At 69.5% G+C, this 13,346-nt stretch carries 16 protein-coding genes, 1 tRNA gene and 1 riboswitch; of the genes, 11 read left to right on the top strand and 6 right to left on the bottom strand.

Features of this window, described 5'->3' with window-relative positions; all coding sequences use genetic code 11:
• The first annotated feature begins 166 nt into the window (after window positions 1–166).
• The 4 genes from ACH4VX_RS27715 to rdgB all read left to right on the top strand — a co-directional run bounded on the left by ACH4VX_RS27715 (window position 167) and on the right by rdgB (window position 2,417).
• Window positions 167–400 (top strand): glucose PTS transporter subunit EIIB, encoded by a 234-nt coding sequence (locus tag ACH4VX_RS27715; protein WP_398371063.1) that lies wholly within the window; start codon window positions 167–169, stop codon window positions 398–400.
• 96 nt (window positions 401–496) lie between these two features.
• Window positions 497–1,234: a ribonuclease PH gene (gene rph, locus ACH4VX_RS27710; protein ID WP_398371061.1), complete on the top strand. Its 738-nt coding sequence runs from the start codon at window positions 497–499 to the stop codon at window positions 1,232–1,234.
• Window positions 1,235–1,378: 144 nt separating this feature from the next.
• Complete coding sequence (locus ACH4VX_RS27705; RefSeq protein ID WP_398371060.1) at window positions 1,379–1,777, top strand: hypothetical protein; 399 nt, start codon at window positions 1,379–1,381, stop codon at window positions 1,775–1,777.
• A gap of 37 nt (window positions 1,778–1,814) precedes the next feature.
• Complete coding sequence (rdgB, locus tag ACH4VX_RS27700; RefSeq protein ID WP_398371059.1) at window positions 1,815–2,417, top strand: RdgB/HAM1 family non-canonical purine NTP pyrophosphatase; 603 nt, start codon at window positions 1,815–1,817, stop codon at window positions 2,415–2,417.
• Between the two features lie 41 nt (window positions 2,418–2,458).
• Here rdgB and ACH4VX_RS27695 read toward each other — a convergent pair.
• From ACH4VX_RS27695 to bcp, 4 genes are all read right to left on the bottom strand, one after another.
• Window positions 2,459–2,541, bottom strand: a tRNA-Leu gene (locus ACH4VX_RS27695).
• A gap of 13 nt (window positions 2,542–2,554) precedes the next feature.
• Window positions 2,555–3,025 (bottom strand): HNH endonuclease, encoded by a 471-nt coding sequence (locus tag ACH4VX_RS27690; protein WP_398371057.1) that lies wholly within the window; start codon window positions 3,023–3,025, stop codon window positions 2,555–2,557.
• A gap of 38 nt (window positions 3,026–3,063) precedes the next feature.
• Entirely contained in the window at window positions 3,064–3,702 is a 639-nt protein-coding gene (locus tag ACH4VX_RS27685) for an HNH endonuclease signature motif containing protein (protein WP_398371056.1), read from the bottom strand.
• A gap of 136 nt (window positions 3,703–3,838) precedes the next feature.
• Window positions 3,839–4,306 carry a thioredoxin-dependent thiol peroxidase gene (bcp, locus tag ACH4VX_RS27680; protein ID WP_398371054.1) on the bottom strand — a complete coding sequence of 156 codons (468 nt, stop codon included), beginning with the start codon at window positions 4,304–4,306 and terminating at the stop codon, window positions 3,839–3,841.
• Between the two features lie 140 nt (window positions 4,307–4,446).
• Between bcp and ACH4VX_RS27675 the strand changes: the two genes are divergently transcribed.
• From ACH4VX_RS27675 to ACH4VX_RS27665, 3 genes are all read left to right on the top strand, one after another.
• Complete coding sequence (locus ACH4VX_RS27675) at window positions 4,447–4,776, top strand: DUF3618 domain-containing protein (RefSeq protein ID WP_398371053.1); 330 nt, start codon at window positions 4,447–4,449, stop codon at window positions 4,774–4,776.
• Between the two features lie 45 nt (window positions 4,777–4,821).
• Window positions 4,822–5,178: a GroES family chaperonin gene (locus ACH4VX_RS27670; protein WP_398371051.1), complete on the top strand. Its 357-nt coding sequence runs from the start codon at window positions 4,822–4,824 to the stop codon at window positions 5,176–5,178.
• 65 nt (window positions 5,179–5,243) lie between these two features.
• Window positions 5,244–5,305, top strand: a riboswitch (guanidine-III (ykkC-III) riboswitch).
• Between the two features lie 33 nt (window positions 5,306–5,338).
• Window positions 5,339–5,659, top strand: coding sequence for a DMT family transporter (locus ACH4VX_RS27665; RefSeq protein WP_398371049.1), 321 nt, complete (start codon window positions 5,339–5,341; stop codon window positions 5,657–5,659).
• Between the two features lie 12 nt (window positions 5,660–5,671).
• Here the strand turns inward: ACH4VX_RS27665 and ACH4VX_RS27660 are convergent, their stop codons facing one another.
• Window positions 5,672–7,996: a transglycosylase domain-containing protein gene (locus tag ACH4VX_RS27660; RefSeq protein WP_398371047.1), complete on the bottom strand. Its 2,325-nt coding sequence runs from the start codon at window positions 7,994–7,996 to the stop codon at window positions 5,672–5,674.
• Window positions 7,997–8,219: 223 nt separating this feature from the next.
• Between ACH4VX_RS27660 and ACH4VX_RS27655 the strand changes: the two genes are divergently transcribed.
• Genes ACH4VX_RS27655 through ACH4VX_RS27640 form a run of 4 tightly spaced genes read left to right on the top strand, consistent with a single transcriptional unit; the run spans window position 8,220 to window position 11,608 of the window.
• Window positions 8,220–9,020, top strand: coding sequence for an ABC transporter permease (locus ACH4VX_RS27655; protein ID WP_398371046.1), 801 nt, complete (start codon window positions 8,220–8,222; stop codon window positions 9,018–9,020).
• A complete protein-coding gene (locus tag ACH4VX_RS27650) occupies window positions 9,013–9,834 on the top strand; it encodes an ABC transporter permease (protein ID WP_398371044.1) in 822 nt (273 codons plus the stop codon). Before ACH4VX_RS27655 ends, ACH4VX_RS27650 begins: the two co-directional genes overlap by 8 nt.
• Window positions 9,835–9,840: 6 nt before the next feature.
• The gene (locus ACH4VX_RS27645) at window positions 9,841–10,845 is read left to right on the top strand and encodes an ATP-binding cassette domain-containing protein (protein ID WP_398371043.1); all 1,005 of its coding nucleotides are present in this window, start codon (window positions 9,841–9,843) and stop codon (window positions 10,843–10,845) included.
• A 43-nt stretch (window positions 10,846–10,888) separates the two neighbouring features.
• Complete coding sequence (locus ACH4VX_RS27640) at window positions 10,889–11,608, top strand: DUF1707 domain-containing protein (protein WP_398371042.1); 720 nt, start codon at window positions 10,889–10,891, stop codon at window positions 11,606–11,608.
• A 248-nt stretch (window positions 11,609–11,856) separates the two neighbouring features.
• On the opposite strand, the gene ACH4VX_RS27635 is transcribed toward ACH4VX_RS27640, so the two are convergent.
• On the bottom strand, window positions 11,857–13,224 hold the full coding sequence (locus tag ACH4VX_RS27635; protein ID WP_398371041.1) for an SGNH/GDSL hydrolase family protein: 1,368 nt from the start codon (window positions 13,222–13,224) through the stop codon (window positions 11,857–11,859).
• Window positions 13,225–13,346 lie beyond the last annotated feature (122 nt).

Genomic DNA, 13,346 nt, shown 5'->3' with positions numbered 1-13,346 from the left:
CGGTGACGGCGGGTTTGGCGGCAGTCCGCCCGGTGGTGTAGACCAGTGAGGCAGGACGGTTCCGCGGTCGTGACGCCATCATTCGGCACCCACGACAGGACCGCTCGCAAAGATGGGCCAACTGTGGGTTACTGCGACAAAGCGGTTCGGATCAGGGAGAACGAACATGGCCACCAAGGCTGAGAAGATCGTTGCCGGGCTCGGCGGCATCGACAACATCGAAGAGATCGAAGGCTGCATCACCCGCCTCCGCACCGAAGTCGTGGACCCCGCCAAGGTCGACGAAGCCGCCCTCAAGGCCGCCGGCGCCCACGGCGTCGTCAAGATGGGCAGCGCCATCCAGGTCGTCATCGGCACCGACGCCGACCCCATCGCGGCCGAGATCGAAGACATGATGTGAAGCCCACGCTTCACCCCGGGGCCCCTTCCCACCACGGGAGGGGCCCCTTCCACATGTGGCGCTTCCGCACACACCGCTGACGCTAGGCTCAGCGCCATGTCTCGAATCGACGGCCGCACCCCCGAACAACTCCGCCCGGTCACCATCGAACGCGGCTGGAGCAAGCACGCCGAAGGCTCCGTCCTCGTCTCCTTCGGCGACACCAAGGTCCTCTGCACCGCCTCCGTCACCGAAGGCGTCCCCCGCTGGCGCAAAGGCAGCGGCGAGGGCTGGGTCACCGCCGAATACTCGATGCTGCCCCGCGCCACCCACACCCGCGGCGACCGCGAATCCGTCCGCGGCCGCATCGGCGGCCGCACCCACGAGATCAGCCGCCTCATCGGCCGCTCCCTGCGCGCCGTCATCGACTACAAGGCCCTCGGCGAGAACACCGTCGTCCTCGACTGCGACGTCCTCCAGGCCGACGGCGGCACCCGCACCGCCGCCATCACCGGCTCCTACGTCGCCCTCGCCGACGCCATCACCTGGGCCCAGGGCAGGAAACTCATCAAGGCCGGCCGCCGCCCCCTCACCGGCACCGTCAGCGCGGTCTCGGTGGGCATCGTCGCCGGTGTCCCCCTCCTCGACCTCCGCTACGAGGAAGACGTCAAGGCCGACACCGACATGAACGTCGTCTGCACCGGCGACGGCCGCTTCGTCGAAGTCCAGGGCACCGCCGAAGCCGAACCCTTCGCCCGCGACGAACTCAACACCCTCCTCGACCTCGCCGTCACCGGCTGCACCGAACTCGCCGCCGCCCAGCGCGCCGCGCTCGACACCGTCCTCGAAAGGTAAAAGACACACCAAGACAGGTGGCCGACGCGGGCAACCGCGCCGGCCACCACCGCGTCTGAAAAGGTACGGGCGCACGGCTCAACCCCGGGCGCCCGGCCAACGACCAGGGCCACCCACCGGCCCGACAAGGGGAGGGACCGTTCCATGGCCGCGAGCCGCCGACGCCGCACCGCAGCCGTCGCCGCCACCCTGGCGGCCGTCGCGCTGACCGCCGGACTCACCACCGGCTGCGCCGCCGTCGACAAGGCACTGGACTGCGTCCAGACCGCCGACGCCATCGCCGACAGCGTCACCGACATGCAACAGGCCGTCGAGAACGCCGGCAACGACGTCACCCAGCTCGAGGAATCCCTCGAATCCATAGACAAGAACCTCGGCGACCTCGGCGACAAGACCGACAACGCCGACGTCGGCAAGGCCGTCGACGACCTCGAGAAGGCTGTCGAAAACGTCCGCACCTCCATCCGGAACGGCGACGAGACCCCCGACATCAGCCCCGTCACCGACGCGGCCGGCGAACTGACCAAGGTCTGCACGCCGTAGCGGACGAGCGGCCCACGGGCCCAGAGATACTGGGCCCATGACCCGCCTGATCCTCGCCACCCGCAACGCCGGAAAGATCACCGAACTGCGCGCGATCCTCGCCGACGAGGGCCTGCCCCACGACCTCGTCGGCGCCGACGCCTACCCCGACATCCCCGACGTCAAGGAAACCGGCGTCACCTTCGCCGAGAACGCGCTGCTCAAGGCCCACGCCCTCGCCCGGGCCACCGGCCTCCCCGCCGTGGCCGACGACTCCGGCCTCTGCGTCGACGTCCTGAACGGCGCCCCCGGCATCTTCTCCGCCCGCTGGGCGGGCACCCACGGCAACGACCGGGCCAACCTGGACCTGCTCCTGGCCCAGCTCTCGGACATCGCGGACGACCACCGGGGCGCCTACTTCGCCTGCGCGGCGGCCCTCGCCCTCCCCGACGGTACGGAGCGAGTGGTCGAGGGCCATCTGCCGGGCACCCTCCGCCACACCCCGGCGGGTACGGGCGGCTTCGGCTACGACCCGATCCTCCAGCCGGAGGGCGAGACGCGCACCTGCGCGGAACTGACGCCGGCCGAGAAGAACGCGATCAGCCACCGGGGGAAGGCGTTCCGGGCGCTGGTGCCGGTGGTGCGGGAGCTGTTGGGCTGAGCATGGGAGAGGGGTCGTCCATATGACGACCCCTCTGTGCGTGCGGCCGATGGGAGTCGAACCCACATGGGCAAATGCCCCGAGGCACCTAAAACCTCTGCTTATACCATTCAGCAACGGCCGCGTGCCAGGCCATGCTACCCGTGCTGCGCCGATCGTCTACGCCGGTTCCCACCCCTACACCAGGTGCTGGTAATGGCGTGGCAGTTCGGGCACAGCAATCGCAGGTTCTCCTGCCGGTCGTCCCGCCAGTCTCCGCTGATGTGATCGACCTCCAGCGTCATCGGCCGACCATGCCACTCGGGTCCGATGCCGCAGCGGGCGCACTGCTCGGGAACACCGATTTTGGAGAGGGCGTGGCGTAGGAGCTTTGTCGTTGTCCGGCGATTTCTGTTGTGCAGGACCAGAACCTCTTCAGGACGCTTGGAATTGGCGCTGCGCTTGCCCCGCTGATGCCCCTGACCCAGGAAGTGCGATGTGGATAGGCCAGCCTCGGCGACCCAACGGCGCAGTTGAGCTTGCTGCGATCCGTTGACTGGTCGGTTCAGGCAACGCAGTACGTCTGCGAGGGAGAACGACTGTGCTACTGCCGTCCGCAGCTCATCCATAGTAGGGCGAGGCCTGCGGGAGTACCGGGAAAGCGCGGTCATTTGGTACCCCGTCGGGTAAGCCATGCGCCACGACCTCGATAGCTATCGGTCGTTGAGTGACAGTTGGGGCATAGCAATCGCAGGTTCTCGAGCCGGTTGTTCCGCCAGTTGCCGTCGATGTGGTCGACCTCGAGCGGCAGGGGCTCTCCCAGCCACATGGCTTCGATGCCGCACAAGGCGCAACGGTTTTCCGCACCTTCCCCGATCATCGCCCGCTTCAGGCGGCTTCCATCGATGCGCCTGGCTCGGGCGGGTGGTTGCTCAACGAGGATGCTCTTCGCCTTCCGGGCGCGGCTGGAAGGCATCCTGAAGTGGGATGTGTCGATTCCGTAGGCCTTGATGCGGCGGCTGATGTGGGTGTGGTGGCCGCCGACGACATCGAGACCGAGGTGGCGCAGTACCTCACACATATTCGTCGACGCCGAGACCGCCGCTTGAAGGATGTCTCTAGTCCACTTGACTCCCTCCTGCTCGAAGTGGGACGTGTCCACCCCGAGGCGCTTCATCCGCTCCCGGATGTACGCCCGTGTCGAACTCCTCGGATCCACCCCCAACCGCACCAACGCATCCGACAACGTCCGCGCTCCCTGAGCCGCCTCTTCCAGCCGCTCCCTGCTGTACGCACTGGCCCCCATCGAACCCCTCCGTCTCCCGGCCACCCGTTCGTGGCCTCGTACGGAGTAACGAACCGGATATCGGACGGTCACGTACGAAAAACGGAACGGCCCGTACCGGTGATCCGGTACGGGCCGTTCCGCAGGCGCTGCAAGCTCAGATCCCCAGATCCTTGATGATCTTGGCCACGTGGCCCGTCGCGCGGACGTTGTAGAGGGCGTGTTCGACCTTGCCCTCCTCGTCCACGACGATCGTGGAGCGGATGACGCCCAGGTAGGTCTTGCCGTAGTTCTTCTTCTCGCCGAAGGCGCCGTACGCGTCGAGGACCTGCTTCTCCGGGTCGGCGAGAAGGGTGACCTTCAACGACTCCGCCTCGCGGAACTTGGCGAGCTTCTCCGGCTTGTCGGGGCTGATGCCGATGACGTCGTAGCCCGCGCCGGCCAGCAGCTCCAGGTTGTCCGTGAAGTCGCAGGCCTGCTTGGTGCAGCCGGGGGTGAGGGCGGCCGGGTAGAAGTAGACGATGACCTTGCGGCCCTTGTGGTCGGCCAGGGACACCTCGTTGCCGTCGGCGTCGGGCAGGGTGAAGGCGGGGGCCTCGTCCCCGGGCTGGAGGCGTTCGCTCATCGTCTCTGGTCTCCTCGTACGTACGCGCTGCGTGGATCGGGTGCCGGGATCGAGGGTAACCGGGGGTCCTGACAGTGCGTGGCGGTGTGGAGCTGACAGACTGTCCGGCACAGGTATCAGTGGATTTCGGAGGCGACACGGTGGCGGACACGGCGGACACCAGAACCCCGGCGCAGATCGAGGCGGACATCAAGAGTCGCCGTGCGGTGCTGGCCGAGACCCTGGACGAGATCGGTGTGCGGGTGCATCCGAAGACGATCGTGGGGGATGCCAGGGCCCGGGTCGTCTCGAACGTCGATCACACGCTGGGGCGGGCGTACGTCCGTGTCAACGGTGTGGTGAGCGACGTCAAGGCGCAGTTCGTGGACGAGGAGGGGTCGCCCCGGCTGGAGCGGGTCATTCCGGTGGCGGTGCTGGTGGTGGGGGTCGTGGGGCTGCTGGCCCTGGGGTCCCGTCGGCGCGGGCGCTGACCCCGCCTGTCTCCGTTCGCGGCGATTGCAGGTAGGTTTCAGGACGTGAGCGCCAAGAGACACGAGCACGGTTCCCAGGACGACAAGCTGCCCATCCGGATGCTGCACGATCGCGTACTCGTGCGGCAGGACACGAGTGAGGGCGAGCGGCGTTCGGGGGGCGGCATCCTGATTCCCGCGACGGCGGCCGTGGGTCGTCGGCTGGCCTGGGCCGAGGTGGTCGCGGTGGGGCAGAACGTCCGGACCGTGGAGGCGGGTGACCGGGTGCTGTACGACCCGGAGGACCGGGCGGAGGTCGAGGTGCGGGGGACGGCGTACGTGCTGATGCGGGAGCGTGATCTGCATGCCGTGGCCGCGGACCGTTTCGAGGGTTCCGAGGATTCGACCGGTCTGTACCTGTAGTTCGACGGCCGGATGGGGCTGGTGACCGTTGTCACCAGCCCTTTCCTGTTTCGGGGTTAGGGTGGGGGGACCCGAGAGGGCCCCGACGAGACGCGCCGTACCGGGGTGAAGGCAAAGACGACGCACCCCCGTTTCCGTTCGTGTCCCGGAGGTGCCTGTCATGGCCTGGGTTCTGCTTGTCGTCGCCGGTCTGCTGGAGGTCGGCTGGTCGGTGGGGATGAAGTACACCGACGGTTTCACCCGGCTGGTTCCGAGTCTGCTCACCGGCGCCGGGATCGTGGCGAGCATGCTGTTGCTGTCGTACGCCGCTCGTACGCTGCCGATCGGTACGGCGTACGGCGTGTGGGTGGGGATCGGTGCGGCCGGGGCGGCGGTGCTGGGCATGTGGGTGCTGGGTGAGCCGGTGACGGCCGCGCGGATCTTCTTCATCTGTCTGTTGCTGGTGGCCGTGGTGGGGTTGAAGGCGACGTCCGGGCACTGAGCGGCAGGGAGGTCAGTCCCAGCGGCCGTGCTGGGTGAGTGCGCCGGTGAGGCCGTCCGGGACGGGGCCGTCGTCCCCGTTGGCGTCGTCTTCGCCGGTGTCGTCCGTGGTGGCTTTGCTGTCGTCCTCGGTCTCGCCGCCGGTGGTGCCGCCGTCGGTCTGCCCCTGGGGTGGTTCCGCCTCGTCCTGGCCGGTGGCCTCGTCGTCCGTCTCGGCCTCGCCCGGCGCCTGGCTGCTGCTGCCGCCGCTGTCGTCGCCGCTGGGGTCGCCGGAGGAGGACGGTCCGGTGCTGGAGTCGCCGGGGGGTGGCTGGGTCTTCCAGGCGCCGGGCTGGAGGCGGAGGCTGAAGGACGTGACCGGTGCGCCCTTGAGGGCTTCGCGGGTGTACTGGCCCCAGATCTCGGCGGGGGCGCCGCCGCCGTTGATGCGGGGCAGGCCCATGGCGCCGTAGAGGGGTTTGTGGCCGGCGGTGACGGGGTCCTGGCCCATGACGGCGACGACGGTGGCGAGGTCGGGGGTGTAACCGGCGAACCAGGCGGCGGTGTCCTCCTCGGCGGTGCCGGTCTTGCCGGCGGCGGGGCGGCCTGCGCTCTGGGCGGCGGTGGCGGTGCCGTTCTCGACGACGCCGCGCAGGACGGAGGTGGTGGTGTCGGCGGCCTGGCGGCTGACGGCCTGGCGGGTGCGGCGTTCGGGCAGGTCGATGGTCCGCCCGTTCCGGGTGACCTTCTCGACCATGGTGTAGGCGCCGTGTTTGCCGTGGTTGGCGAGGGTGGCGTAGGCCTCGGCCATGTCGAGGACGCTGGCGGTGGCGACGCCGAGGGCGATGGAGGGTCCGGCGTCGTCGAGGCTGGGGGTGTCCGGGGACAGGCCGAGGTCGACGGCGGTCCGGCGGACCTTGTCGGGGCCCACGTCGACGGCCATCTGGGCGTACACGGCGTTGACGGACTTGTCGGTGGCCTCGCGGACGGTGATGTGGCCGTAGTCGCGGTGGTCCTCGTTCTCGGGGGCGTAGCGGTCGCCGGGCCAGCCCTGGACGGGGCGTTCGCTGGTGCCGTCGTAGAGGGTGTTGGGGGTGATGGGGTGGCCGTCCCGGGTGCGGGAGTTGTTCTCGACGGCGGCGGTGAAGACGAACGGTTTGAAGCTGGAGCCGACCTGGAAGTCCCGGCGGGTGGCGTTGGGGGTGTACTGCTTGACGTAGTCGATGCCGTTGTACATGGCGACGACCTTGCCGGTCTTCGGTTCGACGGAGGCGCCGCCGGCGCGGACGTAGGTGTCGACCTCGCGGTTCTTCTTGTCGAGCCGGTCCATGAGTTTGTCGTTGACGGCGTCGACGAAGGCTTCCTGCTTGTCCTTGTGCAGGGTGGTGGTGATGCGGTAGCCGCCGGTGTCGAGGGCGGCCTCGTCGACGATCCTGTTCTTGATCAGGTGGTTCTTGACGATGTTCACGATGTAGCCGCGCTGCCCGGACATGCTGGTGGAGACGGTGGTCCGCTGGGGCATGGGGAATTTCAGGCCGGCGCGTTCGGAGGCGCCGAGCCAGCCCTCGTCGACCATGCCGTCGAGGACGTAGTTCCAGCGGTGTTCGACGGTGTCGCGGTTCTCGGGGTGGAGGATGACGTCGTACTGGCTGGGGGCGTTGACGAGGGCGGCGAGGTAGGCGGCGCGGCCGGCGTCGAGTTCGGAGGCGTCGATGCCGTAGTAGGCGTGGGCGGCGGCCTGGATTCCGTAGGCGCCGCGGCCGAAGAAGCTGGTGTTGAGGTAGCCCTCGAGGATCTGGTCCTTGCTCTGTTCGCGGTCGAGTTTGATGGCGATGAAGAACTCCTTCACCTTGCGGGTGACGGTCTGTTCCTGGCGGAGGTAGTAGTTCTTCACGTACTGCTGGGTGATGGTGGAGCCGGACTGTCTGCCCTTGCCGGTGGCGGTGTTCCAGGCGGCGCGGACCATGGCCTGGGGGTCGATGGCGGACTCGGTGTAGAAGTCGCGGTCCTCGGCGGCGAGGACGGCGTGCCGGGCGTCCTCGGAGATCTGGGAGAGGGTGACGTTCTCCCGGTTGACCTCGCCGTCGCGGGCGATGACGGAGCCGTCGGCGTAGAGGTAGACGTTGGCCTGCTGGGTGGCGAGGGCGTTGGCGGCGGGGATCCGTACGAGGTGGTAGCCGAGGAAGAAGCCGCCGACGACGAGCAGGGCGGTGATGAGGAAGCCGCCGAGGGTCATCCGCCAGGTGGGGAGCAGCCGGCGCCATCCGGTGCGTTCGGGCCTCTTTCGGGCGGCGGCCGCCTGGGGTCTTCTCGGTGCCCAGCCCTTCTTGGGCTGCTGCGGCTGCGGCTCGTCGCTCATGTCGTGCACGGACTCCTGTTTCGCCTGGCTTGTTCCACTACGCCGTGGTGTGTGCCTCTTATTCAAGCCTGTCCCATCCGGCGGCGCGTCCCCGCTGACGCCGCGCGTGGCGCGCGGACGCGGCTTGTCACACACATGGCCCCAACGAAAATGCGTGGCAGGGGATGTGGCGGGCGCACTAGGCTCCTGCGCTTCGGTGCCGGATGCGGGGGGAGGGCGGGGCGTGGGCTCGGCGCGGTTGTATCTGGCCGTCGCGGTGGGGGGTTTCAGGCGGTACGCGTCGTACCGGGTGGCGACGGTGGCCGGGGTGTTCACCAATACGGTGTTCGGGCTGATCCTCGTGTACACGTATCTGGCGTTGTGGGAGGAGCGGCCGGGTCTCGGCGGGTACGACCAGGCGCAGGCGGTGACGTATGTGTGGCTGGGGCAGTGTCTCTACGCGACGCTGGCGATCCAGGGCGGCGGTGCGGAGAAGGACCTGATGGAACGCATCCGTACCGGTGAGATCGCCGTCGATCTGTACCGGCCGGTGGATCTGCAGCTGTGGTGGCTGGCGGGTGACGTGGGGCGGGCGGCGTTCCAGATGCTGGGGCGGGGGGTGGTGCCGTTCGTGTTCGGTTCGCTGTTCTTCCCGATGGCGTTGCCCGCGGAGGTGGCCGCGTGGGCGGCGTTCGCGGTCACGCTGCTGCTGGCGGCGGTGGTGAGTTTCGCGATCCGCTATCTGGCGGCGCTGAGCGTGTTCTGGCTGATGGACGGCAGGGGTGTCGGCCAGGTGCTGATGATCACGGGGGTGTTCTTCTCGGGCATGGTGCTGCCGTTGAACGCCTTCCCGGGCGGGCTGGGTGACGTCGTGCGGGTGCTGCCGTGGGCGGCGCAGCTGCAGGTGCCGGCGGATGTGCTGATGGGGGAGGCGGATCCGCTGGGGGCGTTCGCGTTCCAGGCGGCGTGGGCGGTGGCGCTGCTGGCGGCGGGGCGGCTGCTGCAGTCGGCGGCGACGCGGCGGGTGGTGGTGCAGGGTGGGTGAGCGCGGTGTGCTCGTGGAGGGGGTGCGGGCCTACGGGCTGATCGCCGGGATGTGGGTGCGGTCGAGCATGACCTACCGTACGTCCTTCGTCTTCACGGTGTTCGGGAACCTGCTGGTGACCGGTCTGGACTTCGTGGGGATCCTGCTGATGTTCTCGCAGGTCGACTCGTTGGGCGGCTGGTCGCTGCCGGAGATCGCCCTGTTGTACGGGCTGTCGGCGACGGCGTTCGGGTTCGCCGACCTGGTGCTCGGTTCGATGGACGTGCTGGGCGGGCGGATACGGGACGGCTCGTTCGACGTCCTGCTGGTGCGTCCGGCGCCGGTGCTGGCGCAGGTCGGCGCGGACCGTTTCGCGGTGCGCCGGCTGGGCCGGATCACTCAGGGCGCGGTGGTGCTGGGGTGGGCGCTGGTCTCGGTCGATGTCGACTGGAGTGCGGTGAAGGTGCTGCTGGTGCCGGTGATGGTGGTGAGCGGCGCGGCGATCTTCTCGGCGGTGTTCGTGGCGGGCGCGGCGTTCCAGATCTACGCGCAGGACGCGGCCGAGGTGCAGAACGCGTTCACGTACGGCGGGAACACTCTGTTGCAGTATCCGCCGAGTGTGTTCGGGAAGGACCTGGTGCGCGGGGTGACGTTCGTGCTGCCGCTCGCCTTCGTCAACTGGGTGCCCGCCGCGTACGTGTTGGAGCGGCCGTATCCGGTCGGGCTGCCGGGGTGGGCGGCGTTCGCGTCGCCGCTGGTGGCGGTGGGGTGTTGTGCGCTGGCGGGTCTGGCGTGGCGGACGGGTCTCAGGTCGTACCGGAGCACGGGGAGTTAGCAGGCGATGGACGCTTTCATCGAACTGAGCGGTGTGGAGAAGGTCTTCGACGTACGCAGGAAGACGGGTTTCCTGAAGCGGGAGCGGCATCGGGTGCGGGCGGTCGACTCGATCTCGTTCACGGTGGCGCGGGGCGAGATGGTCGGCTACATCGGCCCGAACGGTGCCGGGAAGTCGACGACGATCAAGATGCTGACGGGGATCCTGACCCCGAGCGGTGGCCGGCTGCGGGTCGCCGGGATCGACCCGTCCCGTGAGCGGAAGCGGCTGGCGCACCGGATCGGGGTGGTGTTCGGGCAGCGTACGACGCTGTGGTGGGACCTGCCGTTGATCGACTCGTACAGGCTGATGCACCGCATGTACCGCATCCCGGACGCGCGGTACCGGGAGAACCTGGAGCGGTTGACCGAACTCCTCGGTCTCGGTGAGTTGTTGGACGTGCCGGTGCGCCAGCTCTCGCTCGGCCAGCGGATGCGCGGGGACATCGCGGCGGCGCTGCTGCACGACCCGGAGGTGCTGTACCTCGACGAGCCGACGATCGGCCTGGACGTCGTCTCCAGGAGCAGGGTGCGGGACTTCCTGCGGGAGCTGAACGCCGAGCGGGCCATGACGGTGCTGCTGACCACGCACGATCTGCAGGACATCGAGCAGTTGTGCTCGCGGGTGATGGTCATCGACCGCGGCCGGCTGGTGTACGACGGTGCTCTCGCCGGGCTGCACGAGGTGGGGGAGAGCGAGCGGACGCTGGTGGTGGACCTGGAGCGAGAGCTTCCGCCGATCGAGGTGCCCGCGCCGGCGCGGGTGGTACGGGTGGAGGGGCCTCGGCAGTGGCTGGCGTTCCCGGCGTCGGCGTCGGCGTCCGAGCTGGTGGCGCGGGTCGCGGCACGGTACCCGCTGGTGGACCTGTCGGTGCGGGAGCCGGACATCGAGGCGGTGATCGCGACCATGCTGCGTTCGCCGGGGAACACCCCCGAACCTCCGCCGGAACGAGCCGGGCGGGCTCTGTCGTAGTCCTCGTAGCCGTGCGGCGGAGACACCTCGTAGGCTGCTGGGTATGACCGAAGACGCAGCCGTGCCGGACCTTCGTGCCTCCGACGCCGACCGTGAACGGGTCGCCGAGATCCTGCGGGACGCCCTCGCGGAGGGCCGCCTCGACATGGAGGAGTTCGAGGAGCGGCTGGACGCGACGTACAAGGCGCGCACCTACGGGGAGCTGACGCCGATCACCCGCGATCTGCCGGGCCGGGGGGCGGCCGTACCGGCCGTGTCCCTGACCAAGGAGCCGCAGCGCAGCGGTGGTTGGGGGGACAGGATCGTCGGCGGCGACGACGCGGGGACGTCGTCGTGGGCCGTGGCCGTGATGTCGGGCTTCCAGCGCAGGGGCCACTGGACGGCGCCGCGCCGCTTCAACTGCTTCGCCTTCTGGGGTGGCGGGGAGATCGATCTGCGGGAGGCGTACTTCGCGGACCGCGAGATCGTCATCAACGCGGTCGCGATCATGGGCGGGGTGGAGGTCATCGTTCCGCCCGGGGTCGAGGTCGTCGTGCGCGGCGTCGGCGTCATGGGCGGCTTCGACCACCGCGAGGAGGGCGTACCGGGCGACCCGGGCGCCCCGCGCGTGATCGTCACGGGCTTCGCCTTCTGGGGCGGCGTCGGCGTCGACCGCAAACTCCCCCGCGCGGAGAAGCAGCGCCTGCGCGAGGAACGCCGCAGGGAGAAGCTGGAACGCAAGGAGGAACGCCGCCGAGAGCTGGAAGGCTCCGACGACCACTGAACCGAATCCGGCCCTTCCGGCCGACTCGCCACCCGGGGGCTGATCCGCCCTCCCCGGGGCTGATCTGGCCTCTCGGGTTGATCCGGGCTCTCGGGCCGCTCCGGCTCCTCGGGCCGCTCCAGCCTTTCGGGCTAATCCAGCTCCTCGGGCCGCTCCAGCCCCTCCGGCGTTTGAGGAGCGGGGTCCGGGGCGGAGCCCCGGGTACGGGACGGGTAGGGGCGGCGGGGGCGAAACACATGCCCCGCCCCCTACAACCGCGCCGGAGCCCCACCCTTCAGGTCATCCAGATCGAACGCCTCCGCCATCCGGGTGTACCCCCTGTCACTCGGATGAAGATGATCACCGGAGTCGTACTCCGAACGGAACCGGCGCGGATCGTACGGATCGCGAAGCGCCTCGTCGAAGTCGACGACCGCATCGAACACCCGCCCCGCACGGATCTCCGAGTTGATCACCTGCCGCACGGCCTCCCGCGCGTCGGTGTACCCACGGTGCCCCCGGAACGGCATCAGCGTCGCCCCCACGACCTTCACCCCCCGCGCGTGAGCCCGCTCGACCACCGCACCCAGCCCCGCGACGATCGCGTCCGGATCAGCGGTCCCCGGATGACGCAGAATGTCGTTGACCCCGAGCACGACGACAACGACCTTGACGTTCGTCCGCCCCAGGACATCCCGTTCGAACCGGTTCAGCCCACTGGGGTTCCCGGCCGGCCGCCCCAGCCCGTCGGTGAGAACCCGATTCCCGCTGATCCCCTCGTTGACGACGCTGTACCGCGGCACGTCCCGCCCGGACCCGATCGCCGACCGCAGCCGGTCGGACAGCACATCCGGCCACCGGTTGTTCGCCCCGGTCGTCGAGGTGACGCCGTCGGTCAGCGAGTCGCCGAGGACGACGACCGTGCCGTCCGACTCGTTGCTCAGCACGTCCAGCGCGGTCACGTACCGCCAGACCCCGCTCTGCCCGGTGTACGCCGCCCCCGTCGCGTCCCGGGTGTGCTCACCGTCGGCGACGTACGAGATCTGGCGTGCGTGCGGGTGGTAGGTGACCGGCCCGGAGGCGGTGGGGGAGTACGTCGTGATCAGCACGTCCCCGTCGTGCGGGACGACGACGCGCACGGCGTCGCTCGTCACCTGCCCGCCCGCCGGGATGACGACCGTCGGGCTCCCGGTGAAGGTCAGCGGCCGCACGGTCCCCGCGAGCGCCGCCGCCGTGTCCGGGTCCGCGGACACCGCGATGGAGGCGTGGGTGAGGGTCAGCGGCGACTGGCCGTAGAGGTTGGACAGCGTGACGCGGGCGCTCGTGCCGCCGGCGCTGGTGTGGACGACGTTGCGCACCGAGCGGCCCGCGAGCCCCGTCATCTCGGTGTCGGGCTCGCCCCCGACCGGGGAGGTGGCCCAGGAGGCGACCCAGGTGCCGGCGGAGGCGGGCGCGGCCGGGTTGTTCTGTGCGCCGAGGCCACCGGCGAGGGCACCGCGTTCCCGCGTACCGTCGCCGACTCCGGCACCGACGTAGATGGCGGCGGAGACCGCCACGACCGCGGCGACGATCGCGGCGAGCAGGGCACGCTGCTTGGCGGGAGGCGCTCCCGCGCCCCCGTCACGACCCCGGGTCATGCTGTCCTGTTCTCCTTGGGAGACGGGAGCGCGAGGCTCCGATCCGATGAACCCATGATGATCCATGGGCCGGGAAGTCCGATACGCGGGACCCTTGGGTGATCCCCCTGGACAAACCCCCT

It is taken from the genome of Streptomyces sp. NPDC020731, assembly GCF_044334705.1.
In the GTDB taxonomy this organism is placed as follows: domain Bacteria; phylum Actinomycetota; class Actinomycetes; order Streptomycetales; family Streptomycetaceae; genus Streptomyces.
Note: the sequence above shows the minus strand (reverse complement) of the source record. Positions and strands in the feature narration are given on the sequence as shown.